This window comes from Hyphomicrobium sp. (assembly GCF_019753045.1).
In the GTDB taxonomy this organism is placed as follows: Bacteria; Pseudomonadota; Alphaproteobacteria; order Rhizobiales; family Hyphomicrobiaceae; genus Hyphomicrobium_B.
Genome location: NZ_JAIELN010000006.1, coordinates 203,846 through 229,194, shown reverse-complemented (window position 1 = coordinate 229,194; position 25,349 = coordinate 203,846). Strand labels below are relative to the sequence as shown.

25 protein-coding genes are annotated in these 25,349 nt (G+C 59.1%); 18 read left to right on the top strand and 7 right to left on the bottom strand.

The genetic code is table 11. From position 1 onward, the window contains the following. Positions 1-45 precede the first annotated feature (45 nt). Complete coding sequence (locus K2Q04_RS07840) at positions 46-852, top strand: hypothetical protein (protein WP_291161560.1); 807 nt, start codon at positions 46-48, stop codon at positions 850-852. Positions 853-955: 103 nt separating this feature from the next. After that, entirely contained in the window at positions 956-1,693 is a 738-nt protein-coding gene (locus K2Q04_RS07835) for a phosphatase PAP2 family protein (protein ID WP_291161557.1), read from the top strand. An 18-nt stretch (positions 1,694-1,711) separates the two neighbouring features. Here the strand turns inward: K2Q04_RS07835 and K2Q04_RS07830 are convergent, their stop codons facing one another. Both K2Q04_RS07830 and K2Q04_RS07825 read right to left on the bottom strand, forming a co-directional pair. After that, a complete protein-coding gene (locus tag K2Q04_RS07830) occupies positions 1,712-3,112 on the bottom strand; it encodes an ATP-binding protein (protein WP_291161554.1) in 1,401 nt (466 codons plus the stop codon). Continuing rightward, on the bottom strand, positions 3,096-3,773 hold the full coding sequence (locus K2Q04_RS07825) for a response regulator transcription factor (RefSeq protein WP_291161551.1): 678 nt from the start codon (positions 3,771-3,773) through the stop codon (positions 3,096-3,098). The genes K2Q04_RS07830 and K2Q04_RS07825 overlap by 17 nt, the downstream gene beginning before the upstream one ends. Positions 3,774-4,250: 477 nt before the next feature. Here K2Q04_RS07825 and K2Q04_RS07820 point away from each other — a divergent pair, with 477 nt between their 5' ends. The 3 genes from K2Q04_RS07820 (at position 4,251) to yghU (ending at position 6,673) form a co-directional block, all read left to right on the top strand. Then, positions 4,251-4,511: a hypothetical protein gene (locus K2Q04_RS07820; protein WP_291161549.1), complete on the top strand. Its 261-nt coding sequence runs from the start codon at positions 4,251-4,253 to the stop codon at positions 4,509-4,511. Positions 4,512-4,637: 126 nt separating this feature from the next. Continuing rightward, the gene (locus K2Q04_RS07815) at positions 4,638-5,756 is read left to right on the top strand and encodes a class I SAM-dependent RNA methyltransferase (RefSeq protein WP_291161546.1); all 1,119 of its coding nucleotides are present in this window, start codon (positions 4,638-4,640) and stop codon (positions 5,754-5,756) included. A 50-nt stretch (positions 5,757-5,806) separates the two neighbouring features. Beyond that, positions 5,807-6,673 (top strand): glutathione-dependent disulfide-bond oxidoreductase, encoded by an 867-nt coding sequence (gene yghU / locus K2Q04_RS07810; protein ID WP_291161543.1) that lies wholly within the window; start codon positions 5,807-5,809, stop codon positions 6,671-6,673. Here yghU and K2Q04_RS07805 read toward each other — a convergent pair whose 3' ends face one another. Next, positions 6,674-7,351 carry a PHB depolymerase family esterase gene (locus tag K2Q04_RS07805; RefSeq protein WP_291161540.1) on the bottom strand — a complete coding sequence of 226 codons (678 nt, stop codon included), beginning with the start codon at positions 7,349-7,351 and terminating at the stop codon, positions 6,674-6,676. It abuts the gene before it with no gap. Positions 7,352-7,449: 98 nt separating this feature from the next. Here K2Q04_RS07805 and K2Q04_RS07800 point away from each other — a divergent pair, with 98 nt between their 5' ends. Both K2Q04_RS07800 and K2Q04_RS07795 read left to right on the top strand, forming a co-directional pair. Further along, positions 7,450-8,232: a cobalamin-binding protein gene (locus tag K2Q04_RS07800; protein WP_291161537.1), complete on the top strand. Its 783-nt coding sequence runs from the start codon at positions 7,450-7,452 to the stop codon at positions 8,230-8,232. 145 nt (positions 8,233-8,377) lie between these two features. Next, positions 8,378-8,815 (top strand): hypothetical protein, encoded by a 438-nt coding sequence (locus tag K2Q04_RS07795; protein ID WP_291161534.1) that lies wholly within the window; start codon positions 8,378-8,380, stop codon positions 8,813-8,815. 258 nt (positions 8,816-9,073) lie between these two features. On the opposite strand, the gene K2Q04_RS07790 is transcribed toward K2Q04_RS07795, so the two are convergent. Further along, positions 9,074-9,298: a hypothetical protein gene (locus K2Q04_RS07790; RefSeq protein ID WP_291161531.1), complete on the bottom strand. Its 225-nt coding sequence runs from the start codon at positions 9,296-9,298 to the stop codon at positions 9,074-9,076. A 327-nt stretch (positions 9,299-9,625) separates the two neighbouring features. On the opposite strand from K2Q04_RS07790, the gene K2Q04_RS07785 reads away from it, so the two are divergent. From K2Q04_RS07785 to K2Q04_RS07775, 3 genes are all read left to right on the top strand, one after another. Next, the gene (locus tag K2Q04_RS07785) at positions 9,626-9,904 is read left to right on the top strand and encodes a hypothetical protein (protein ID WP_291161529.1); all 279 of its coding nucleotides are present in this window, start codon (positions 9,626-9,628) and stop codon (positions 9,902-9,904) included. Positions 9,905-10,045: 141 nt separating this feature from the next. Next, positions 10,046-11,041, top strand: coding sequence for an aldo/keto reductase (locus K2Q04_RS07780; RefSeq protein WP_291161527.1), 996 nt, complete (start codon positions 10,046-10,048; stop codon positions 11,039-11,041). Positions 11,042-11,112: 71 nt separating this feature from the next. Further along, the gene (locus K2Q04_RS07775) at positions 11,113-12,576 is read left to right on the top strand and encodes an MFS transporter (RefSeq protein ID WP_291161525.1); all 1,464 of its coding nucleotides are present in this window, start codon (positions 11,113-11,115) and stop codon (positions 12,574-12,576) included. 47 nt (positions 12,577-12,623) lie between these two features. Here K2Q04_RS07775 and K2Q04_RS07770 read toward each other — a convergent pair whose 3' ends face one another. Both K2Q04_RS07770 and K2Q04_RS07765 read right to left on the bottom strand, forming a co-directional pair. Beyond that, complete coding sequence (locus tag K2Q04_RS07770; protein WP_291161523.1) at positions 12,624-14,240, bottom strand: MDR family MFS transporter; 1,617 nt, start codon at positions 14,238-14,240, stop codon at positions 12,624-12,626. 39 nt (positions 14,241-14,279) lie between these two features. Further along, entirely contained in the window at positions 14,280-15,506 is a 1,227-nt protein-coding gene (locus K2Q04_RS07765) for an HlyD family secretion protein (RefSeq protein WP_291161521.1), read from the bottom strand. A 114-nt stretch (positions 15,507-15,620) separates the two neighbouring features. Here K2Q04_RS07765 and K2Q04_RS07760 point away from each other — a divergent pair, with 114 nt between their 5' ends. The 8 genes from K2Q04_RS07760 (at position 15,621) to K2Q04_RS07725 (ending at position 24,361) form a co-directional block, all read left to right on the top strand. Continuing rightward, positions 15,621-16,268 carry a TetR/AcrR family transcriptional regulator gene (locus K2Q04_RS07760; protein ID WP_291161519.1) on the top strand — a complete coding sequence of 216 codons (648 nt, stop codon included), beginning with the start codon at positions 15,621-15,623 and terminating at the stop codon, positions 16,266-16,268. Positions 16,269-16,459: 191 nt separating this feature from the next. Beyond that, the gene (locus K2Q04_RS07755; protein ID WP_291161517.1) at positions 16,460-17,599 is read left to right on the top strand and encodes an HlyD family secretion protein; all 1,140 of its coding nucleotides are present in this window, start codon (positions 16,460-16,462) and stop codon (positions 17,597-17,599) included. 200 nt (positions 17,600-17,799) lie between these two features. Then, on the top strand, positions 17,800-18,420 hold the full coding sequence (locus K2Q04_RS07750) for a ribonuclease H-like domain-containing protein (protein ID WP_291161514.1): 621 nt from the start codon (positions 17,800-17,802) through the stop codon (positions 18,418-18,420). Between the two features lie 84 nt (positions 18,421-18,504). Then, positions 18,505-20,451: an LPS export ABC transporter periplasmic protein LptC gene (lptC, locus tag K2Q04_RS07745; protein ID WP_291161512.1), complete on the top strand. Its 1,947-nt coding sequence runs from the start codon at positions 18,505-18,507 to the stop codon at positions 20,449-20,451. 66 nt (positions 20,452-20,517) lie between these two features. After that, complete coding sequence (gene lptB / locus K2Q04_RS07740; RefSeq protein ID WP_291161510.1) at positions 20,518-21,378, top strand: LPS export ABC transporter ATP-binding protein; 861 nt, start codon at positions 20,518-20,520, stop codon at positions 21,376-21,378. 46 nt (positions 21,379-21,424) lie between these two features. Then, positions 21,425-22,954, top strand: a complete 1,530-nt coding sequence (gene rpoN / locus K2Q04_RS07735; RefSeq protein WP_291161508.1) for an RNA polymerase factor sigma-54 — start codon at positions 21,425-21,427, stop codon at positions 22,952-22,954. A gap of 226 nt (positions 22,955-23,180) precedes the next feature. Next, positions 23,181-23,801 (top strand): ribosome-associated translation inhibitor RaiA, encoded by a 621-nt coding sequence (gene raiA / locus K2Q04_RS07730; RefSeq protein WP_092863152.1) that lies wholly within the window; start codon positions 23,181-23,183, stop codon positions 23,799-23,801. Positions 23,802-23,896: 95 nt separating this feature from the next. Beyond that, positions 23,897-24,361 carry a PTS sugar transporter subunit IIA gene (locus K2Q04_RS07725; RefSeq protein WP_291161503.1) on the top strand — a complete coding sequence of 155 codons (465 nt, stop codon included), beginning with the start codon at positions 23,897-23,899 and terminating at the stop codon, positions 24,359-24,361. 64 nt (positions 24,362-24,425) lie between these two features. Here the strand turns inward: K2Q04_RS07725 and K2Q04_RS07720 are convergent, their stop codons facing one another. Beyond that, positions 24,426-25,223, bottom strand: coding sequence for an undecaprenyl-diphosphate phosphatase (locus K2Q04_RS07720; RefSeq protein WP_291161500.1), 798 nt, complete (start codon positions 25,221-25,223; stop codon positions 24,426-24,428). Between the last annotated feature and the right edge of the window lie 126 nt (positions 25,224-25,349).

The following is a 25,349-nucleotide window of genomic DNA, read 5'->3' as shown; positions in this document are numbered from 1 at the left end:
GCGAGGCCCGTTTAGAGGGAAGCCCCCCATACGAAAGGATCACGAATGAACCGAGAGCCCGTCGCCTCCGGCGCGGCGACATATTCGAAGATCGCCCAAGTCACGATCTTCTTCTGGATTATGAAGGTGCTGGCAACCACACTCGGAGAGACCGCGGGCGATTTCATCTCCATGACCCTTGGCCTCGGATACTACGTCGGTCTAGCCATTACGTTCTCTATACTGAGCATCGTGTTGTGGGCCCAGGTCGGCAGCAAAACATATCACCCAGTCCTATTCTGGAGTGCGATCATCGCAACGACGACTGCCGGAACGGAAATCTCCGACTTTATGGATCGCTCGTTGGGCCTAGGCTATTTCGCCGGCTCGATAATACTCATGACCGGATTAGCTCTAAGCCTCGCGGTCTGGTATTACCGGGTAGGCAATCTCAGAGTATATCCGATCACGATGCCAAGCGCAGAGTCGATGTTCTGGCTGGCGGTGTTGTTCTCAAACAGTCTTGGAACAGCTTTCGGTGATTACCTCGTAGACAACGTTGGACTTAGCTTTATCCAGGGCGCAGTGGTAACCGCTGGCATCATCCTCGCAGTGGCTGCCTTGCATTACTTCACGCGAATTAATGACGTCCTTTTGTTCTGGATCGCCTTCGTCTTTACACGTCCCTTCGGTGCGACTTTTGGAGATTTCCTGACGAAGCCACTCGACGCCGGAGGCCTGAGCATGTCGCGTGGATACGCATCGCTCGTGACATTGGCGCTCTTGCTCACGGTGCTTTACGTGTCGTTGCGCTGGTCGTCCGAGCAAAGGTCGTCGCCAGCTCCGGCCGATCGGGCAGACCTTTCACGTTAGCGGAGCCGAAGTTGGAAACCATACGAATTTGAGAGAAATTCGCCCAGATCAGGGCTTAAAGCTCTTCGAGATTGCAACCCGAAAGGTTCGAGAGGGCAAGCCATTGGTTTCAAACGAAATTTCAGCGCCGTACGCGGCGGCTGCGCCGGTCGACCTCCAACGCCGAACCGTGAAAACCCTTTTCCTGGGCGGGCTGGCGGTGGGCATCGCCAGCGCAGTCCTTTTCCAGATTTATCCGAAGCTCGATCTCGCCGTGTCCGAACGGATTTTCACGAACCACCAATTCATCGGACGTGACTCGACTGCATTTAATGCGGCGCGGTTCCTGTTCAACGTCTTGTTCTACAGCGGTTGCGCAGTTGGGCTGGTAGGCTGCGTGATCACGCTTTCGACGGGACGCAAGTGGCTGAATCTCTCTTCGAATAAATGGCTTTTCCTCGCCATCTGCGTTCTTGTCGGACCGCTGACTGTCGCCAACCTCGGCTTCAAGGACCATTGGGGGCGGGCCCGGCCACAGATGGTGGTCGAATTCGGAGGAGACAAATCGTTTACTCCCCCCCTGGTCAAATCGACGGAGTGCCCAAGAAATTGTTCGTTTTTCTCCGGCGAAGCATCTTCGATCTACGTCTTGGGTTTCGTCGCCGCCTTCCTGTTCCCCACGGCGGCCGGCGCCTGGATCGCGTCCGGCGTCGTGCTCGGAAGCTTGTGCGGCTTTGTGCGAATGACGGAAGGCGGCCACTTCCTGTCTGACGTGATCTTTGCAGGTGTGTTCATGGCCATCACGGTCGCCCTCGTCCAGATGCTGTTTTCGGCCATTTCTGGAAAAAGCGAACCGGTGTGATCGGCTATCATCAGACCGCTAGCTGACGCGCGGCGCCTGATCGAACATGATTTCAGCAACGAGGCCCGGCTTGTTATCCGCGAGCGTCACCTTGGCGCTGTGTAGCTCTGCAATAGCGGCAACCAGGCTAAGGCCGAGCCCGCTCCCGCGCGTGGTCCGGCTTTTTTCCAACCGGTAAAGCCGCCTGAATACTTTTTCGCGCTCTTCTGCGGGAATTCCGGGTCCTGAATCGCGCACCCGAACGATCGGCTGCCGGGCGTCGCCGGCCATCTCCACCTCGATATCCGATGCGGGCGGACAGTGCAGGATCGCGTTTTCGATGAGATTGACGAACAGCTGATTGAGAAGCCTCCTATCGCCGCGAACCGTCACGGGACCACCCGCGCCGCCGAGCGCGCGCAAACGATGGTGACGCTCTTCCGCAACCGCTTCCAAGGCATCGATGATATTCGCCAACAGGCCGCTCAACTCGACGTCGACGAACTTCATCTTCCGGGCGCCCGCCTCGATTTCGGAAATGCGCAGTAGCGCATCGAAGGTATCCGCGATGCTGTCGATCTCGCCGAGCGACTCATCGACGGCGGCTTTGTAGGTGTCGATGGTGGCAGGCCCAGACCGGACGACTTCCAGCTTCTGGCGCATGCGGCTGATGGGCGTGCGCAGATCGTGCGCGATATCGACCGATACCTGCTTCAAGTTGCCGATGAGCTTCTGCAATCGGTCCAGCGTTACGTTGATAAGAGCCGCCACGTGATCGATGTCATCCGACGCCGCATTCCTTGGGATGCGCCGGTTGAATTCTCCGGAGGCAACGGCATCGAGCACCTGCTCCATCTCCTCGACACGCCGCTGCGTCTTGAGGCCAATGAGGTAGCCGCCGCAAAGCGCACAAATTACTGACAGGCCGATGCCCCACAGCAAGCCCGTGAGCAGCAATTTTTGTGCGTCTTTGATATCGCCGTTGCCGTCTCCGACAAAGAGATAGCCGCCTTTTACGGGCGTCCAGGTTCCAATGACGGCATCGCTCGCGCGCGGCGACGACCATTGTCCGATGAGTTGCAAATTCTCCCACGGGATCGTTCGCCACCCATCGAACCGCTCCAACGACTTGACGTTGCCCGCGATGTATTTCCCGTTCTCGTCCGTCAGCAGATAAATGTCTTCGTCCGACTGAGCGACCAGCGCATGCCGCCTGACCGTTTCCGCAAGCTCGCGAAATCCTTCGACATCATCACCTTGAACATCGACGAGAGTTTCACGCACCTCGTCGACGTGGGCTTTTAAATGCAGGCCGAGCTGCTCGCTGATGACGAGAAATAAAATGGCAAAAATGACGACGTTGGTCAGCGTGATAATGGCAGCGACAACACCTGCCAGACGAAACGCCGTTCGTTGCGTTAACTTATGCCGGCTGATCAATGATGTAACCCAAGCCTCTCACCGTGCGGATCAGAGGCGTATCCCCCGGCCGGTCGATTTTCAACCGCAAGCGGCTGACGTTTGTTTGAACAATGGACGTCTTGGTGTCCGTCTCCAACCCCCACATTTGTTCGAGAATCATCGATCTCGTAACGACGCGTCCGCGATTTTTGATCAGAAGCTCGAGCATCCTGAATTCGCGCGGCTGCAGATGGATGACTTCACCTCCGCGCCGTACTTCGTGTTTGACGAGATTGACCTCGAGGTCATCGATCCTGAAAAGAAAGTCCTGCTTCGGACTTGGCGGCCGCCTCCCGAGCGCCGTCACGCGCGCGAGAAGCTCACCCAGCGCAAACGGCTTTACTAGGTAATCATCGGCGCCGCTTTCGAAGCCCTCGATACGGTCTTCTATGCCGCCGACGGCAGTGAGAAATATAATGCCGGAAGTGACCTCGGCACGGCGCAAGCTCTGGACGACATTCAGGCCATCGAGATCCGGAAGCATCCGGTCGATGACCAACACGTCGAACGATCCGACAGCCGCTTGCTTCAAGCCATTGATGCCCTCGGAAGCGATCTCGACTTGATGCCCGTTCGACGAAAGGCTGTCGCTGACAAGCCTCGCTGTCTCGGCATCGTCTTCAATAATCAAAATCCGCATTGCGACTTCATGTTTGCGAGCGGGCTAATGCGACCGGCCCACTTTCGACGATTGGCCGTCGAACTCTCTGCGGAGAGTGACGAAATTGCGGCCAAACGGCTACCGATATGTAAGGACGGCCCGCCTCGCCGCGCCCATGGGCCCTTGGGCCCAATTGCCCAAAAAATCAAGGTTACGATCGAAGGTTAAGAGCCAATATTACGAGACTGAGACGCCGCGGCCAAAATCCGAACGCCCCTGGGACCGAATTTCGGCTTGGAATGGGGGAAGATTTTGGCAGTCGGAAAATCCCAGTGTCATGCATTGAGGGTGGCCGCAAGCTCTGGCCTCATCCTCGCGTCTGCGGCATCGAGCAGCCACGGCTCGCCCGTTTGCATCCGCTGCGACGGGCCCGCACCGACCCGGCTTTGCGTGGTCGACGATTCCGCAAAAGTCGAAGCGCTCCCATTTGGGCACGTCCTTGTCGAGCGGGCATGCGTGAAGCTACTCAAATCAGAAGGTCTCCGGCACTGCAAGGTGGCGAGCGACGACACATGCAAGGGCACAACCCCGAGGCACGTCAGCCTGAAAGATGCCAAGCACGCCCTGCTCGGACAATCTCGAAGCGAACCGCCGCAGCAAGCCACAATCCCTGATGCCACTGCCACGAACCCTCCCGCTCTGAAGGAAGCGCAGACATCGAGCAACCCTGCGATGAACGCTTGGATGCACATAAAATCGATCTTCGGCTGGAATTAGCGGGCGACGATGCCGGTCGCAGAGTTCGCGCGAACTAACGGGAAGCGGCTTCTCTCCTTTCCCTAAGGGCGCTGCCGCGGCGAGAAAACTGTCGAAGCGAACGCCTCTTCCCGATAAGCAGACGGGATGACCACAGATGGCGATTTCGAAATCTTCCTTTCGGCAACTCCAGGCTTTGAACCCGCACTCGGTAAAGAGGCCGAGGCCGCAGGATTCAAAGAGCCTAAGATCACGACTGGCGGCGTCACGTTCAAAGGCGGCTGGCCCGATGTCTGGCGCGCAAATCTCGAGCTCCGAGGAGCAGGCCGTGTCCTTGCCCGCATCGACGAATTCCGCGCCATGCATCTCGCCCAGCTCGACAAGCGCGCCCGCCGCCTGGTCTGGGGCGAAGTCTTGCGTTCCGATGTCCCTTTCCGCGTTCAGGCGTCCTGCAGCAAGGGCTCACGCATCTATCACTCGGGCGCTGCAGCACAACGGATAGAGAGGGCAATCCGCGAGGAACTCGGCGCACGGCATTCGCCCGACGCCGAAGTCATTATCAAGGTGCGCATCGATGACGATCTCTGCACCATTGCCGTCGATACCTCCGGCGAGCCGCTGCACAAGCGAGGCCACAAGGAAGCCGTCGCCAAGGCGCCGATGCGCGAGACGATGGCATCCCTATTCCTGAGCCAATGCGGATTCGTCGGGACCGAGCCCGTCTTGGATCCCATGTGCGGTTCGGGAACATTCGTCATCGAATCGGCGGAAATCGCAGCCGGCCTCAAGCCTGGCCGCTCGCGCCACTTCGCCTTCGAACAATTAGCAACCTTCGATAAAGCAGCTTGGGACCAGCTACGCGGTGTTGGAGCCATGCCGAAGCCCGCGCTTCGCTTTTTCGGCAGCGACATCGATGCCGGAGCGATCCGTATGGCCCGCGCCAACGCCGAACGCGCGGGCGTGACTGAGATCACGGAATTCCAACACCTCGCGGCCACCGAAATCACGCCGCCCGCCGGTCCGCCGGGCCTCGTCATCGTCAACCCGCCCTACGGCGATCGGATCGGCGACAGGAACGAGCTTCAATCCCTCTACCGATCGCTCGGCAAAACTTTACTCAACCGATTCTCCGGTTGGAGAGTTGGCATGGTGACGAGCGAAGCATTCCTGGCCAACGCGACCGGCCTGCCGTTCGCTCAGCCGGCGGGACCGGTGTTGCATGGCGGATTGCGCGTTACCCTCTTTTTGACTGGCCCGCTGGAATAATGCTGATCGTACCCTGCGATCGCCTCGCGGCCGAAATTGGAGCTTGAGAGATGACGGAATACACGCCGCCCAAGGTCTGGGTTTGGGATAAGCCGAGCGGCGGTCAATTCGCCAGCATAAATCGCCCGATTTCGGGTCCGACGCACGAGAAGGACTTGCCCGTCGGCCGCCATCCGCTTCAGCTCTATTCGCAAGCCACGCCCAACGGCGTGAAAGTCACGATCATGCTCGAAGAGCTGCTGGCGCTCGGGCACAGCGGCGCGGAATACGATGCTTGGCTGATCAATATCAACGATGGCGATCAGTTCGGCAGCGGCTTCGTGGCGGTGAACCCCAATTCCAAAATTCCAGCCATGATGGATCGGAGCGGACCCGAGCCGGTGCGCATCTTCGAGTCGGGCGCAATCTTATTATATCTCGCCGAGAAGTTCGGCGCCTTCCTGCCGACCGAGGTTCCCGCACGTGCCGAATGCCTCTCTTGGCTGTTCTGGCAGATGGGAAGCGGACCGTATCTGGGCGGCGGCTTCGGTCACTTCTACAGCTACGCGCCGACGAAGATCGAATACGCCATCGATCGTTTTGCGATGGAGGTGAAGCGCCAGCTCGACGTACTCGACCGCCGCTTGGCCGATAATGCGTATGTTACAGGCAACGAGTATACCATCGCCGACATGGCAATCTGGCCTTGGTACGGCGCGCTAGTGCAGGGCACACTATACGGAGCAGCCGAGTTCCTCTCGGTCAACGAATACAAGAACGTCCGTCGCTGGGCCGATGCCATTCGCAAACGGCCAGCAGTCCAACGTGGGCGAATGGTAAACCGCATATCGGGCGATCCCGCTAGCCAACTGCATGAGCGCCACGACGCAGCCGATTTCGATACAAAAACACAGGATAAGTTGCTCGCTGGCAGTTAGTCACGACGCGCCGCGCCCAGCCAGCCACGCATTGAGATCCTGCATTTCGCGATCCCCGATCTCGTGGTGCATGCGCTCGTAGGAATGAAACACATTTGGAACGCCGAGCCAGTCGAGCGCTTCATGAGCGTGCCTCGCGCTCGCGAATGGAATGCGCTCGTCTGCCGTTCCGTGGCCTATGAAAAGCGACTCGTGCGTCCAGTCCGTTTTCGGCAAAAGCTTGCGGGCATCGAAAGCGTAAAGCGAGCCGCTGAGCACAGCCGCGCCGCGAAACTTGCCGGGCGCCCCGAGAACGGCATGGTAGACCATCACCGCGCCCTGACTGAATCCCGTCAGAAAAACTCTGTGAGGATCGGCGTGGAACCGGTTTACGGCTGTTTCGACAAGCTTGGCGATGCCATCGCAGCTCAGCCTGATGTCTGCCTCGATTGATGTTCCCTTACGGTACCACCGGTAGCCGCTCGACCGGTCTCCAAATGGCGCGCGGGGCGATACGACGACAAAGCCTTCCGGCAATTGCGGCCAGAGACCGATCATATCGTTTTCATCCGCGCCGCTTCCGTGAAGCAAGACGATCAGAGGCGGACGGGCAGACGGCATCGCCGGCTCGTGAAAGAGATAGGTCAGTTCGGTGTCCGCGGCCCGCGTAGAGGTGGCAGCGACAGGCCAGAATGTCATAAGCAAAAACAGGCAGCACCATTTGGCCGCCCGGCCGGACTTAGACTCGCTATGATGACTCATCGCTCCCCGCGTCGCCCGCTTTCGGTGTAAATCACATGCGCCACTTTCCCGCCCGCCGGCTTGTCTGCCTCACCGAAGAAACGGTCGAAACACTGTATTTGCTCGGAGAAGAGCACAGGATCGTCGGCGTCTCAGGATACGCGGTTCGCCCGCCGCAAGTTCGGCGCGAGAAGCCGCGCGTGTCAGCCTTTGCCTCGGCGGATATTCCAAAAATCGAAGCCCTGAAACCTGATCTTGTTCTCGCATTCTCCGATATTCAAGCGTCGATCGCGGCGGATCTCGCACGCGCCGGTCTCGCCGTTCATGTGTTCAACCAACGTGACCTCGCCGGTATTTTCGCGATGATACGGACGCTCGGAGCGCTGATCGGCTGCAACGAAAAAGCCGATGCACTGGCCCGCTCGTTCCAAGAACGCCTCGACAATGTCCGGCGCGAAACGCGGACGCTAACCCGCCGTCCGCGTGTCTATTTCGAGGAATGGGACGAGCCGATGATAACCGGCTTGTGCTGGGTGTCCGAGCTGATCGAGATTGCAGGTGGCGACGATATCTTTCCGGAAAAGCGCAGCGAGCCAGCCGCCAAGGATCGCATCGTGTCCCCCGCGGACGTAGCGCACCGGTCGCCGGAGATCATTCTCGCGTCCTGGTGCGGCAAAAAGGTGAGAGCGGAGAAAATACGCGCACGGGACGGATGGCAAGACATACCGGCGGTCGTCGAAAACAAGATCTACGAGATCAAATCGCCGCTTATTCTGCAACCGGGCCCCGCTGCTCTGACCGATGGCCTCGACGCCATCCGCGCCGCTATCAGGGTTTGATCGCATCGTCATCGGCCGACGCGAACAACTGCGCGAACTTCGCTAAGGCGATTTTTAGCACAACCTGGGAACACCGCTGGCCGCTGGGAGTATTCTGCTAGGCTGCTGTGTGGGGGCACGAAGCCAGAGGTTTTCGGCTGGTGCCATGTCAAATCGGTTTTATGCGTCGCTGTTTTATATTGCTTTGATCGTGGCCAGCTCCTGGACCGTCGTGACGATCGGAGAAGCTCTTGCCCGTGAAGCCCTCACAAAGTTGGCGCGCGCTCCCTCATCGGAACAACGGCCGACGCGGGTGAATGTTGTACTAGCTTCGCAGAAGGCCATCGGCTCCCCATCGCAAGCGAGGGACATGATCGTGCCGAAAGCGCCCTCGATAGCGCTCGGCGAGCTAGTCAAAGGTCTCGACGAGGCCGAGCACAACAACAAGCAAGATAAAACGATGGGTGTCGCGGTGCGGCCGCGGGTGGCGGGCTGGGTGAGACGGCTTCCCCGACGCGCGATCCCTGAAGAGCTGCCGAGACGGGCCGCATCGGAAGATTCCTCCGGCCGCATCATCATGCGATCGTTGCGCGCAGAAATGTAGGCGCGAACACGCTGACGACTCGAATGGAGTGGTGGGCACCCGGCGGGGGGAAGTGGGGGGTGGCCGAGTGCCCACGCTCAAGACCTCAATCCGGGGGGAGGATATGAGGTATACGTATGATACCAGAAATCCAACAGCGAGAAGTTAACGGCCGCCCACTTCGCGAACGATATCCGCTCAAGGCTCGCAGCACCTAAGAGATGAACCGAAAGTCTCAAGGCAACCCACGAGACTTGTTCCAGCTTTCAATGCTAGCCTTCAATGATTGACGTCGTCGCGGCTAGCGCTGCGCGATAGACTATTGATCTGCTCGCCGGGCCCATCCGCCGGAAAACGCTCGCTCTGGTATCGCTCTGCGTTGTCGCTGCTCGGCCGCGTCGAGAGCGCCTGCTCCCAAGCACGCGCCAGCGCGTAAAGAATTGCGGCCCCGAAAGCGTACAGGCTTGCGACGAAAATAATGACGGGCGTTGCGTCGTCAGACACGGATGCCTCCATTTCGCTTTCCCGCTACGTGGCTATGTCGGCACATCCAGACAAGATGCCCAAAGTAGATGGCTGTCGTGCAATTGTCGTCTTGATCCGAAATCCGAACGAGCGCTGAACGCGAACGCATCGACCACGCGACAGCGCGGGAATTGAGAGCGCCGCCAGTCTCGGTGTTTCACGGAGTTTTCCGCCCTTGGAGCTAATCTGCCGAATTGATCGGCATAAACGACGCATTTTGTCTAAATTGTCGTCAAGGCTTCTTATAGCCCTGATGTAGAATCTGGAAGGCATTCACTCGATTCGGGTTCCCAAGGGACGGCCGGCGTGACTCTCGTCATCGTCTTCATCGGCGGCATTTGTTATTATTATTTCGGTGCCATTGGCGCTGTTCTCGGCGCTTTGGTCATTACCTCTTCGCTTTCCAAATCCAGAGCCAATGTCCTTCTCCCGTTGCTTGCCATTATCGGCTTGTCATGGGCGGCCGGCGAAGTCGTCGCGAGCCACACCGGAGCCGTGGCAGGCGTAACATTAGCCACCGCTTTAGCGCTGTGGCTCGACGGCGGCAAAAAAATCCGACCGCAGCAGGCTATCGACAAGCGTTGACGAGCCGCCTGCTTTATTGCTGTCTTCATCATTGCTGTTTTGATTGTCGGTGCCTGCAGTTTGCGCGGGCCGGATTTTTTTCCAAATGACGGATTCTCCAATCCGCACGCTTCCCGATGCGTTCACTTCCGCGAGGTATCCATGGAATACGTCAAGCTCGGTCACACTGGTCTCGAGGTGTCCCGCATCTGTCTGGGCTGCATGAGCTATGGGCAATCCGATGCGGGCGTCATGAAATGGACCTGGACCTTGAGTGAGGAGGACAGCCGCCCCTACATCAAATCAGCCTTGGATCACGGTATAAATTTCTTCGATACTGCGAACGTCTATTCGCACGGCGAGAGCGAGCGCGTGCTCGGCCGCGCTCTCCGCGATTTCGCTAGGCGCGAGGACGTAGTCATCGCCACGAAAGTCTTTTCCCCTATGCGGCCTGGGCCGAACGGCAAGGGCCTCTCGCGCAAGGCGATCCTTTCCGAGATCGACGATAGCCTGACGCGTCTCGGCACCGACTACGTCGACCTCTACATCATCCATCGCTACGATTATGAAACGCCGCTGGAGGAAACTCTCGAAGCACTGGACGAGGTCGTGCGCTCCGGCAAAGCGCTCTATCTTGGCGCGTCCTCGATGCACTCGTGGCAGTTCATGAAAGCCATCGGTCTGCAACGCGCCCACGGCTGGGCGCAGTTCATCTCGATGCAAAACTATTACAACCTTCTCTATCGCGAGGAAGAACGCGATATGCTGCCCCTCTGCCTTTCCGAGGGTATCGGCGTCACGCCCTGGTCGCCGTTGGCACGCGGACGCCTTGCTCGCCCCTGGCAAGATGAACCACAGACAGAGCGCGCCAAGGCCGATCCGTTCGCGAAACGGCTCTACGAAAAGACGAAGAAGATCGACAAGCCTGTCGTCGATCGCGTGCTCGACGTCGCAAAAAAGCGCGACATCTCAGCGGCTCAAGTCGCACTCGCCTGGATGCTGACGAAACCTGTGGTGACGTCTCCCATTATCGGCGCGACCAAGCCCCATCAGCTCGAGGACGCGGTAAAAGCCGTATCGGTCAAGCTATCGCCCGATGAAATCACCTATCTCGAAGAGCCGTATGAGCCTCACGGGCCTTCGGAAGCTTTCGTCTAAACCTTCAACCCGATTTGAACCGCAACAGGGCTCGCGCGTTTCCCTCCGAAGCGAGCGAGCCCTGCGATTTCATGCAAAAGCCGGTTGCAAGCGAGAAGGTGGAAGGCGGGACTGTCGTCGAAACGACGATACCCTCACGCCTCGATCGCTTGCCGTTCGGGCGCTTTCACGTCCTCGTCATCGCGGCGCTCGGCATAACCTGGATTCTCGATGGACTGGAGGTCACCCTCGTCAGCTCCATAGCCGGAGCCTTGAAGAGCAGCCCCGCACTCCAGTTCACCAACACCGATGTCGGCATAACGAATAGCGCTTATCTCGCTGGCGCCGTGCTCGGCGGATTGTTCTTCGGCTGGCTCACGGACAGGCTTGGGCGCAAGAAGCTCTTCTTCATCACACTGACGACGTACATGTTCGCAACGATCGCGACGGCTTTCTCGTGGAACCTCATGAGCTTTTCGCTATTCCGGTTTCTAACCGGCGCCGGCATCGGCGGCGAATACACGGCCGTCAATTCGACGATCCAGGAACTTGTCCCCGCGCGCTATCGAGGCTGGACCGATCTCAGCATCAACGGCAGCTTCTGGCTTGGCGCAGCCCTCGGCGCTCTGGGCTCTGTCGTCCTGCTCGATACCGCGCTCCTACCGGCAGACACCGGCTGGCGATTGACCTTCCTGATCGGCGGCGGATTGAGCGCCTTCATCTTCCTGTTGCGCCTATGGATTCCGGAGAGCCCTCGGTGGCTCATCACGCATGGACTTCCGAAGAAGGCAGACAAGATCGTCGAGGGAATAGAAGCGAGATTCGAAAACGACAACCACGCTCTCGACAACACTGGCCTCAAAACAACGCGCCTCAAAACGCGCAGTCATACGCCGCTCATGGAGGTCGCGAGGTCGATACTCAAAACGCACCTCGACCGCGCGATCGTGGGATTTTCCCTGATGACCGCGCAAGCCTATTTCTACAACGCGATCTTCTTCACCTACGCGCTCGTTCTTTCGTCATTCTACGGCGTCGCGACCGACAAAATTGGTTGGTATCTTCTCCCCTTTGCAGTCGGCAACTTCCTCGGACCGCTGCTCCTCGGCCGGCTCTTCGATATTTGGGGGCGCCGGCCGATGCTCATTACGACGTATGGCGTCGCCGGTGTGCTGTTGGCTCTCACCGGATATTTGTTTGCGGCCGATCTCGTTTCAGAATCGATGCTGACGTTCGCCTGGGTGATCGTATTCTTCTTCGGTTCAGCTGCATCGAGCGCAGCCTACCTCACGGTCAGCGAATCGTTCCCGCTCGAGGTTCGCGCGCTCGCCATTTCGCTTTTCTATGCGGTCGGAACCGGCGTCGGCGGCGTCATCGGCCCCGCTTTCCTCGGCCACCTTATCGATACCGGATCACGCAATAGCGTGTTCTTCGGCTATCTCATCGGCGCGGGATTGATGCTGTTGGCTGCTGGCATCGCTGCATTCAAAGCAGTCGCGGCCGAACGCAAGCCGCTCGAACAAGTTGCGCGTCCTCTGTCTCTCGCCGACGAGTAGCGGCAAATTATTTCGCCTCGCCCTGACTGCGTTCGCTCGTAGCAAAATCAATGTGCCGCTGAGGCGCCGCCGCTGAGTGGCGCCTTTCGCGCGAAGAGGAGCGCCACCGCAGCAATCGCCAGCATGATGGCGATGACCGCGAAGGTATCGCTGAATCCCGTGACGAGTGCCTGGCGCTTGACGGTCTTGCCAAGCGCGACAATCGCCTGGTGTCGTGCGGCGGCGGCATCTGAAACACCGTGCGCCAAGAAATAATTCGTCATCTCGTCGATCCGCTGACGTACCTCGTCACGATAAACATTCACGGATTGACCGATGATGTTCGAGTGAAACTGCTCGCGCTTCGTGATGATGGTTTCGAGCGCAGCGGTACCGACGGCACCTGCCAAATTCCGGAGCATGTTGAAAAGACCCGAAGCGTTGGCTGCATCCTTCGGCGCGATGCCCGAGGTCGCTATGGCAGTCAGCGGCGTCAGGATGAGAGCCTGCCCGACCGCCCGCACGATGTTCGGTATGAAGAACTGGTCGCCGGAATAATCGAGCGACATATTCACGTTCATGAAGCAGCTCAGCGCAAAAAGCGCGATACCCGCCACGCCGATGTAGCGAACGTCGAAAATCTTCATCAGCCGCGGCACGAAGGGGATGATGAGAAGCTGCGGCAAACCGGTCCACGCGAGCACGTTCCCGATCTGCTCGGCGTTATAACCCTGCACCTGCCCGAGATACTGAGGCAGAACATAAACCGTGCCGAACAGCGCGAAGCCGACGAGCATGTTTGCAACGGTGCCGATGCCAAAATTTCTGTCCTTCAGCAGCCTGAGATCCACGAGCGGCTTTTCGACCTTGAGCTCGATCCACACGAACGCGACCAGAAACACTAATGCGATAACCGCAAGCTTCACGATGAATGGCGAACCGAACCAGTCGTCCTTGTTTCCCTCTTCGAGCAGCGTCTGAAGAGCGGAAAGACCGATCGCCATCGTAAAGATGCCGGCCCAATCGCCTTCCTTCAGAAGACCAAGCTGCAGCTTGTCCTTTTCGAGCGTGAACCACAGCGCAACGATCATGATCGCGCTCGGAATGGCATTGATGAAAAAGATTTTCTGCCAGCCGTAGTTCTCTGTCAGATACCCGCCGATCGTCGGGCCGATGGCCGGAGCAAACGTGACGGCAATCGCGAACAGCGCCAGCCCGACGGGTTGCTGAGACTTCGGCAGCTTCGTCACGACCATCGTGAAAGCCATCGGGATCAGCACACCTCCGGCGAAGCCCTGAAGCCCGCGCATCGCGATCATCGTGCCGAGATCATGCGCGAACGCACACGCCATCGAGAAGACGGCGAAAAAGAACGTGCTGACGATCATGTACCGGCGAAACCCGAAGACGCGGCTGAAATAGCCCGTCAGCGGGATCACCACGATTTCGCCGATCAGGTACGACGTCGAGATCCACGCGCCGTTGTCGGCGCCCGTTCCAATCCCACCCTCGATATCGAGAAGAGACGCGTTGGTGATCTGGATGTTCAGGATCGACATGAAAGCGCCGATCATCCCGGCGATAACTGCGATCCAAGTCGTCAGGCTTGCTTTTTCGACCGAGCCGGCGCCGGCCGCCTTCGGAAACTCGGCGGCCGGTATCGCTGTTTGATCCGCACTTGCCATCGCTGCTTACTCCAACTCAGGGGGGCTCAGCCCTTGCCATCACTTGGCTGCGAGAGAAGTGCCTGATTTGCTCTGCTGCTTGGTTTCGATCGTCGGGTAGACCGACATTCCCGGACGAAGCTCTCCAGCGAGTGGGTTGCCCGGATCGAGCGTGATCTTCACCGGAATGCGTTGGACGATCTTGGTGAAGTTGCCCGTCGCGTTGTCCGGGGGCAAAAGCGCAAACTGCTGACCGCTCGCAGGCGCAAGACTATCGACGCGCGCCGGTATCTCGACGCCCGGGAACATGTCCACTTCGACGTTTACTGCCTGGCCGGGACGAACATCCGCGAGCTGCGTTTCTTTGAAGTTGGCCACGATGTACGCGGAAGCGGTCGGCACAACCGCCATCAACTGCGTTCCTGCCTGAACGTACTGACCGACGCGCAACGTGCGGTTTCCGACCGTGCCATCGACGGGCGACAGAATGTTCGTGTAGGAGAGATTCAACTCGGCCTGTCGCTGCAGGGCTTCGTCGCGCGCCAGCGTTGCCTGCGCCTGCGCAAGTTCCGCTTTCAGAATATCGGTCTGCTTGCTTGCATTCGCGAGGGCAGCCGTATCCCGCGCAATCGATGCGCGAGCAGCCGCAATTCGAGACGTAGCTTGCTGCGCGTTCTGGACGCTTCCGTAGCCGGTGGTGGCTAGGTGCGTGTAACGCTGATTGTCCTGCTCGGCGAATGTCTCATTGGCGCGATCGACTTCGATCGTCGCCTTTGCGCTTTCGATGATCGACTGTTGAGCGTCGAGCGACGCCTGCTTATTGGCGACGGCCGCCTTGGCGCCGAGAACGTCGGCCTTCGCCTGATCGAGAGCGACCCTGAAGTCGCGGTCGTCGATCCGCGCCAGCACCTGTCCGGCCTTCACGACCTCATTGTCCGCGACGAGGACGTCCGACAGATAGCCGGACACCTTCGGTGCAATGGTCGTGTTGTCGGCCTGAACGTAAGCGTCGTCCGTCGATACCTGGAAACGCCAGACCGACCAGTATTCCCAGCCGAGATATGCGGCAGCTCCGAGCACCACGAGGCTCGCACCGGCCAGAAGCCCCCAGCGCGACCTTTTCGGAGACGCGGACGCGACAGCTTGCTGCAGCTCAACTGGCTTTGCACCGGGAGCCGGCGTCTTCAGATCTGCCGGCTGGTGCTGCCCGGTCGACGGGACAAACAAGACTGTCTCGGCGTCGGTGACCGGCCTGTCCGCGATCATGGCATTGGAATGATGGCCCATTGGGCTGCTCCTCAACACGCTGCAGTTTGGCCGGCATCGCGACCATTAGGAAACTTGATATTTTCCAAAATAGGCACTATAAAATGGAAGTCAACAGGAATTTGGAAAATAGTCATGGGACAAATTGCAGTGGCCTCGAAACGTTGCCGCGGACGGCCCCAAATCCGGCCCGACGAGGAGACGCTCCACCTCCTCGTCGAAGCCGCGGCTGCTGAGTTTCACGACAAAGGCTATGCCGCGACGACGATGGGGAATGTGGCCCGGCGCGCCGGAATTTCGACCAAGACCATGTACCGGCTCATCCCGGCCAAGGCGGATCTTTTCCGGAAGGTCATTGCCGACCGGACCGGCCGCTTCATGCTCAAAGTCGATCCCTCGGAACTCGATCGCTACGAACTCGTCGATGCCGTCGAGCATTTCCTCATCGCCTTCGGCTCCCTGGCGCTCGACAGCGAAACGATTTCCATGCTCCGACTGGTCATCAGCGAGAGAGATCGTTGCCCCGAGCTTGCCGCGACCTTTAACGACGTTGCGGTGGCGCAAACCACGAAAGCCATGACGCAATGGCTCGAACGCCAGCGCGACCGCGGATTGCTAAAATTTGATGATCCTGTCGCGACCGTCAGCGCACTGCGCGGAATGATGGTCATGGATTTGCAGCGCACCGCCATGATCGGCCTGAGCCCGCCCCCGTCGCCCGAAGAGATTAAGAGCCGAGCCCGCATCTGCGCCAAGCTCTTCCTCGACGGTTGTCGCGTCTAAGTTGTCGCTGCTGGCGCGCAAAAGACAGACGCACACGGAACTTCAGCGGGATCTGTAAGTAACAAGGTTCCGTTCGGCATTGAGATCGCCCCTTCCTTGCGGCGCGTTGGTTCGAACGAATTGCGCAGCAGATCGATAACACGAGTGTTCAGCGGCTGTGGCGCTTCTTCGACGAAGACCAGGAGAAAGTCATGACCGATGGCCCGCGAGGAGAGCAACGCCCCCCTGGCTCCGCCATACTGGGCATCCTGGCCGTCGCATGCGCAGGATTTCTGGCGTGGCAGTTGACTGGAAGCGAAAATCGTTGGACCCGCCCCGCCCATGGCGAAACCACGAACGACGTAATCCAAACGACGGACGACGCTTTCATTGCGGGTGACGTCACGCCACTCGCCGCCAAGGTCTCTGGCATCATCAGGGCGGTTCCGGTCAAGGACTTCCAGCCGGTGAAAAAGGGCGACGTCGTCGCGGAAATCGATCCTTCGGACTATGACGCAGCGCTTGCGCAGGCCCAGGCGAACGTCGTGTCGGCGAAAGCGAACCTCGCCAATCTTGCAAATCAGAAGGCCAGCCAGCGGAGCCTCGTACGGCAGGCGCAAGCCGGAATGGACGCCGCGCAAGCAGACCTCGAACGTTTCAATCTCGAAGAGAAGCGCCAGCGCGAACTGTTGAAAACCAGCGACATCGGAACGACGCAGCGCGTCGAGCAGGCAGTAAACAACGCCAGACGCAGCTCGGCCCAAATGGCGCTGAGCAGCGCACAGCTCGATCAGCAAAAGACAGTCCTTGCAAGCCTCGACACTGCGCAGGGACAGCTCGAAGCGCTGGTACGCGGCGCCGAAGCTGTGGCGACGCTTGCCCAGAACAATGTGAACAGCACACGCATCCTATCGCCGGCCAACGGCATCGTCGGTCAGCGCCAGGTTCGGCCGGGTCAATTCGTGAGTGTCGGATCGCCTGTCATCACCGTCGTTTCCCTGCCGGAGATCTGGGTCATCGCCAATCTCAAGGAAACGCAAATGACGAAGGTCCGCAGTGGGCAGCCCGCGCGGATCACCGTGGATGCATTTCCGGATTTGAAAGTGACGGGTCACGTCGAGAGTTGGGCGCCGGGAACTGGCAAGATCTTCACGTCTCAAGCTCCGGATGTTGCGACGGGGAATCTCACGAAGGCCGCCCAGCGCGTACCCGTGAAGATCGCTCTCGATCAAAATCCGGCCTTCGGCGCGCTGGTTCGGCCGGGGATGTCGGTCAAAGCCGCGATCGATACGGAAGGCGCGTCAAATGCTACGGCGGCAACATATGACCCACCCGCTACCTCCACCAGATGAGCCAGGGGAACGGGCTTCATGCCCGAAAAACGCGACTCCTTGCTATCAGCGGCAGCCGAATGCTACAGACCTACTTCGCTTTGAGTTCTAGAGCGTAACAACATCAATCATTTAGCCTCCGGCAAGATGACTTAGGCGAGGCTCGTGGCATCGCGACGAGCTATCTCGGCTGCGGCGGCGACCGACGGACGAATGAAACAATGACCGCGCCCAAGACGAAGCTCCACAAAGGTGATTTGCCCGCCGGCCTTACGTTTCCGAACGGCGTCGCGATCGACACCGAAACGCTAGGACTGAACCCCCATCGCGATCGCCTGTGCCTCGTGCAGCTTTCGAGCGGTGACGGCACGGCCCATCTCGTGAAATTCGACGGCAAGGACTACAGCGCCCCGCGCCTCAAAGCCCTTTTGACCGATCCAAAAGTTCTGAAGATTTTCCATTTCGCTCGCTTCGATATCGCCGTCCTTGAGCAATACCTCGGAGTTGCAACAACACCTGTCTACTGCACCAAGATCGCCTCGAAGCTTTCCCGCACCTACACCGACCGCCACGGATTGAAGGATCTCGTCGGCGAGCTTCTCGGAATAGAGCTGTCGAAGCAGCAACAAAGCAGCGACTGGGGCGCATCCGAACTTTCCGACAGCCAAAAGGCATACGCGGCGAACGACGTGCTGCATCTTCACGCGCTCAAGACGAAGCTCGATGTGATGCTCGCGAGAGAAGGGCGGGAAGGCTTTGCCAACGAAGCTTTCAAGTTCCTTCCGACCCGCGCCCGCCTCGACCTCGCCGGGTTCGAGGAAGACGATATTTTCGCACACTGAACCCGGTCGCGGCCGGGCTCGGAGCATAAGGTCCCAAAGTCTCCCCAATTACCGGCGAGATTAGCGGGTCTTAGGGGGAACTACATGGCCAGCGCGGCTGTCACCACGGATAACTCTGCTACAGCCGGTGGGCATGCCCGCGCGTCAGGCAGCAGCATCGTCATTGCCGGCGATCGCACGCAAAGCAGACTGGCGGCTCATCGCCATTCAAGACGCGTGCGCGTGCTGAAGATCGCGCTTCCGGCCGCGGCAATTGCAACGGCCGTCATCGCCACGGCAAACATCCTTGGCAACGCCGGCATAAGTCCTTCGATCCCGCCGCTCGAAATTCCGCAAATCGTTGCTGACAATCTCAAGATGCACAACCCGCACTACCAGGGCTTCAACGCCGATGGTGGCAAATACTGGGTGAAGGCGGAAACGGCGCAGCAAGATCTCAAGACGCTGACCGCCATTCATCTCGAAGGCATCACCGGCGAACTGATGGACGCCAAAAAGCAGAAGACTTATCTCGTCGCGAGCCGCGGCCTGTTCGACAACAACTCGAACGTGCTCGAGCTTTATGATTCGATCGACGTTAAGGGCGATGGCGGCCTGAACGCCAAGCTGACGCGCGCGACCATAAAGACGAAAGAAAACATCATCACGTCCGATCAGCCGTCGACCATAATAATGGGCGCCGGCACGATCACATCCAATCAGCTGACCATTCGCCAGAAGGCAAAGGAATATACCTTCGTCGACAACGTGCGGACGCACATGAAGCCGAAGGAAGCTTCTGCCGCCTCGGACAATCAAAACGCGCAACAGACGCTTCCGTTCGGCAAACCCGGAGAGCCCGTCGACGTCACGTCGAACCGGCTCGACATCGACGACGTCAAGAAAACGGCTTTCTACACTGGCAAGGTCGTCGCAACCCAAGCCGGAGCGACGATGACGGCGCCAGAAATGACCGTCACGTATGAAGGCGCGGTTGCACCGGAAGGCGGCAACGCGGCTCAAGCCGCGCCGGAAGGGGAGGCCGATCGCGGAACGAAGGTGAAGCAAATCCTCGCCACGGATACCGTGGTGCTGAAACAGCCGAACGGCGAAACGGCAACCAGTCACACGGCGCTCTTCGATACGATCTCGAACACCGCCGTTCTTGAAGGCGACGTCGTGCTGACCCACGGCGATGACAAGAAAGCCGTCGGTGATCGCGTCGACTACGATCAGAAGGCGCAGACCATTGTTCTGACCGGCCCCGTCGTCGTGACACAGGGAGCGAACGTGTTGCGAGGCCGCCGGCTGACCTACCATCGCACGACGAGCAAGATGCAACTGTCGTCGCCGGCCGATGCCTCCTCCGGCATCAGCGCAGGGCGCATCACCGCGCATTTCGTGAGGGCATCGGCGAAGGCTTCCCCGCAACAGACCGATGACGATCAGGACCAGAGCGACGGCGGGATCTCGTTCGGTGCCGCGTTCAAGACCGATGCGAACTCGCCCTACGATGTCGTATCCGACAAGCTCGACGTCGATGACGTTGCCAAGACGGCATTGTTCACCGGCAACGTCTCCGCCGTGCAAGGAAACATATCGATGCGGTCGCAGGAGCTGACTGCCTTCTACACCGGCAACGCCGGGATCGGTGCGACCGGCGACAAGGCGGCTGGCGGTGCGGCCGCTTCTTTGACGCACCTCACCGCCAAGAAAAAAGTCGTGGTTACCGCCAAGGATGGGCAGACGGCGACCGGCGACTGGGCTGAAGTCGACGTTAAGAAAAATCTCACGACGCTCGGCGGCAATGTTGTGCTGACCCAAGGCAAGAATATCGTGAACGGGACGAAGCTGGTGATCGACATGAACACCGGTGAGGCGACGATCAAGACCGAGCCGGCGGCAACGAGTGGAGCGCTGATGACGAGCCGCAACAGCGACGCCAGCGGCGAGGTTTTCAAAGCCGAACGCCCCAGCGCTGTCTTCTATCCGGGCCAGTTGAAGAAATCGAAAATCCAGGCGGACAACTGGCAGGTCCGTACGTCACCTTGACGTTGCGACCGGCTTGGACACATTTCAAACCGCGGCGATGTTGCACCAAGGGCTGCGAGGTATCGGGTGTTTAAGGCTTTACCAATTCGCCTGCGATCGAAGAACGGTTCGGCCGCAAACGGCGCGAGCGAACACACGAACGGCGTCAGCGCCAAACGCACGGCCGCGCCCTCCGACGACCCGCACGCTATAGGTGCGGATGGTTGGCTGACCGCCTTCGACGTCAAGAAATCGTACCGCAAGCGGATGGTCGTCAAGGGCGTGAACCTGGCCGTCGGACGCGGCGAATCCGTCGGCCTCTTGGGTCCGAACGGCGCGGGTAAAACGACCGTTTTCTACATGATCACCGGCCTCGTCGCTGCCGACGAGGGCCGCATCACGATCGACGGCGAGGACGTGACCAAGCTGCCGATGTATCAGCGGGCCCGCCTCGGCGTCGGCTATCTTCCGCAGGAGGCCTCGATCTTTCGCGGCTTGACGGTCGAACAGAACATCATGGCCGTCCTCGAGCTGATCGAGCCTAACCGCAAGGCGCGCAAAGAGCAGCTCGACAGCCTGTTGGAGGAATTTTCCATCACTCGGCTGAGAAAGTCGGCGGCGATGGCGCTCTCGGGCGGTGAACGGCGGCGCTGTGAAATTGCCCGCGCCCTGGCATCTCGGCCGTCGTTCATGTTGCTGGACGAACCATTCGCCGGCATCGACCCGATCGCCGTCGGCGACATCCAGCAACTAGTGCGTCACTTGACCGAACGCGGTATTGGTGTGTTGATCACAGACCATAACGTTCGTGAAACTTTAAGCCTGATTGATCGCGCCTATATTATTTATGATGGTCAAGTTCTGACACAGGGCAAGCCTTCTGAAATCATATCGAATGAAGACGTGCGGCGGGTCTACCTTGGCGATATGTTCGTTAACGCGCGATGAGTATAACTGGCTCCGATTTTATCGAAACGGAGCAACGGATTAGCGCATGGCGCTTTCAGCAAAATTAGAGCTGAGACAAGGCCAGCAGCTGGTAATGACGCCTCAGCTGCAGCAGGCGATCCGTCTACTTCAGCTGTCCAATCTCGAACTGACTGAGTTCGTCGACTCCGAACTCGAACGCAATCCCCTGCTCGAGCGCGACGACCCCGCCAACGCCAAATCGGCCGATGATGCAAATGTCGAACGCGCCGAAGAACGCGCCGCCGACGACCGCTGGCTCGATCTCAGAGAGCCCGTCAGCGACCATACCGGCGGCCTTGATGTCGATTTCGGCAACGTCTTCCAGGAGCCGGGAACAGGCGAACCCGGCTCGCCCGCGGCGCCCCCATCGGGCTTGAGCTGGGCCAGCGTCTCCCAACGCATGCATAACGGCGGCGACGGCGACAACGATCTTGAGGATTACGTTGCCAACCAGATTTCGCTCAGAGATCACCTGAGCGCTCAATTGCCGTTGACCGTTAACGAACCCGTCGAGCGGCTGATCGGCCAATACCTGATCGATCTCGTCGACGAAGCGGGCTACATCCCGGCCGACCTCGAAGCACTCTCGCAGCGCCTCGGCGCACCCTTGGAATTGGTCGAAAGCGTATTGGGCAAACTGCAGACGTTCGATCCGCCCGGCATCTTCGCCCGGTCGCTCGCCGAGTGCCTCGCCCTCCAGCTCAAAGAACAGGACCGCTACGATCCTTTGATGGCGCAGCTCCTGGCCAACCTTGATCTGCTTGCCAGCCGCAATATCCCCGCGCTGAAAAAAGCGATCGGCATCGATATGGACGAGCTCGCCGATATGATCCGGGAGATCAAACGGCTCAACCCGAAGCCCGGCCTGAAATTCGGTTCTGTCCAGCTTCAGCCCGTCGTGCCGGACGTCATCGTGCGCGCGGCTGCCGACGGCGGCTGGCACGTCGAATTGAATAGCGACACTCTGCCGCGCGTTCTGGTCAATCGCTCGTATTACACGCGCATCGCCAAAACGGCGACGAACGAGCGCGACAAAGGCTATATCTTCGATTGTCTGCAGACGGCCAATTGGCTCGTGAAGAGCTTGGATCAGCGCGCACGCACGATCCTAAAGGTCGCCGAGCAAATCGTCCGCCAGCAAGACAGCTTCTTCATGTATGGCGTCCAGTATTTGCGGCCGCTCAACCTGAAGGTCATCGCTGACGCCATCTCCATGCACGAGTCGACCGTCTCGCGCGTGACGTCGAACAAGTACATCGCGACGCCGCGGGGCATTTTCGAGCTCAAGTACTTCTTCACGTCTGCCATCGCCTCGGCGGCCGACGGCGAGGCTCACTCATCTGAATCGGTCCGTCACCGGATCAAGCAGCTGATCGACGCCGAAAGCGCCGATGATGTGCTCTCCGACGATCAGCTCGTGGACCGCTTGCGGGGTGAGGGCATCGAGATCGCGCGGCGGACGGTTGCGAAATATCGCGAGGCCATGCGCATTCCCTCATCCGTGCAGCGCCGGCGCGACAAGAAACTCGTTGAACGTTTGGGTAACTTCGCGTGAATCGCGCCGCATAACCCACTGAACATTCGAAATATTTTCGTAACATTCGAGTTCAAAGCGTGATTTGACAGGACCCGGCGGGGGGCCTATCGCTAATTATTCATCAAGAGCCTGGGTTCGTGTCGGTCACACGCCCCCGAGGTTAAAGAAAGGCAGGTCGGAACCTCGGAGCATTACGCTCGGTAACGGCAAACTCAGCCTCGGTAAGTGCAGAACAGGCATTTTCATGACCCTCCAAATCACTGGTAAAAATCTCGAAATCGGCGACGCCTTCCAGACCTACGCTGGCGACAAAATTCGCGGTGTCCTCCAAAAATTTCTGGCGCGAGAAGTAGACGGTCACATCCGTTTGGAACGCGAGCGTGAAGTCTTCAAAACCTCTTGCACGGTCCATTTCTCCAGCGGCCTTCTGCTCGAAGCTCACGGCGAAGGCGGCGACGCCTATAGCGCCGTTGATGCCGCAGCCCACCGCCTCGAGACGCGTGTGAGGCGGTATAAGAGCCGCATTAAGCACCATACATCCCCCGCTGCTGCAGCGCGCCGCAGGGTCGACATCGAGGCGCGGGACTATGTAGTCAGCCTGAGCGATGAGGATGAGCCGGAGCAGGACGGCGCGAATCCGCTGATCATCGCCGAAGGCCAGCGGAACATCGGACATATGACGGTGAGCGAAGCTGTCTTGAAGCTCGACCTGTCGGAAGCGTCCTTCATGATCTTTAGGAACGCTGCCCACGGGGGATTAAACGTCGTTTATCGGCGCACTGACGGGCACATTGGGTGGATCGATGCCGATCTTCCTTTGGCGACGAAGGCGAATGGTGCCTTGCCGCCGGAACATGCGGATTGAGGGCGGTTTATTTATTTTAATCAATGCAGTGTATGCCGTACGAATTTGGCCCGGCAGGCCACATTGACGGCCATATCATTGTGGATGGAGCCTGAATGAATATCGAAGACATGCTGGCCGCCGACGCGATTCTTCCGCGTTTCGAGGCTGAAGATAAGAAGCAGGCGCTTCACATCCTCGCACAAAAGGCGGAAGCGCTGACCGGCGCCTCCGCCGCCGACATCTATGCGGCTCTCCTCCAGAGGGAGAGGCTGAGTTCAACGAGCCTCGGCCGTGGGATTGCGATCCCGCACGTCAAAATGCCGAACGTGAAAAAGATCACATGCCTCTTTGCGCGTCTCGAACGCCCGATTGCGTTTGATAGCCACGACGGTGAGCCCGTCGATCTTCTGTTCTTCCTGTTGGCGCCCGAGCACGCCGGCGCCGACCATCTGAAGGCACTCGCGCGTATTTCCCGGCTCGTCCGCGATCCGGCGACCCTTGAAGGCCTGCGGAGCGCCAAGGACGTTGAAGGCCTCCGGACCGTCCTGACGAAGCCGCTGACGTCACACGCGGCCTGACAGGCTAGCTAATGCGCTCGGCGGCCGGCTCGCGGAGCGCGAGTCGCCGAGCGCAATCGAGGCTTCAGTGCAGGACTGCGATCACGCCCAGTCCGATGCCACCGACCAGCAGCCGCCACCATCCGAAAAACGACAATCCCCGCCGCGAAATGAAATCGAGCATGTAGCGAACGACGATCGCGCCCGTAATGAACGCGGCAATGAATCCGAGCACGATGTGGCTCACATCGTCAGGCGTTAAAATCGACCAGTTCTTGTAAAGATCGTAGGCGAACGCGCCGGTCATCGTCGGCATCGCCAGAAAAAACGAAAATTCCGCAGCCGTACGCTTGTCGGCCCCGAGCAGCACCGCCGAGACGATCGTCGAGCCGGACCGCGAAACACCCGGAATCATCGCAAGACATTGGGCAAAACCGATGATCAGCGCGGTCATCGGCGGAATGTCCATCACATTGGTGAACCGCGGCTTGTACTTGATCCGGTCGACGACAAGCAGAATGATCCCGCCGACGACCAACGCCGTGCACACGATCAGGGGCGATTCAAAGAGAACTTCTTTGATGATCTTATGTGCCAAGACACCAATGACGACAGCCGGCAGGAAGGCGATCAACACCGCGAAAACGAAACGTCGCGTAGTTGCGCTGGTCGGAAAATCGAGCGCGATGTGCCAAAGCTTTCCGGCATAGACGGTGAGAAGAGCGAGAATTGCGCCGAGCTGGATTAGCACCTCGAAGGTGCGCCCTGCAGAGGTGACCCCCATGAGCTGCTCGGTAAGAAGAAGGTGCGCCGTCGAGGAAACGGGTAGATATTCCGTCAAACCTTCGATCAGTCCGAGCAGTACGACTTGCCACGTTTCCATCAGTGCTCCTTCGCGCGCTCGAAAGCGGCCGAGCGTTAACAGAAATTGTGGCGATGCCAAAGAGGTCGTTTAGCCGAGTTGCCATCGAATCGACGACAGCGGGTGTATAGTGCCGCCGTCATCAGC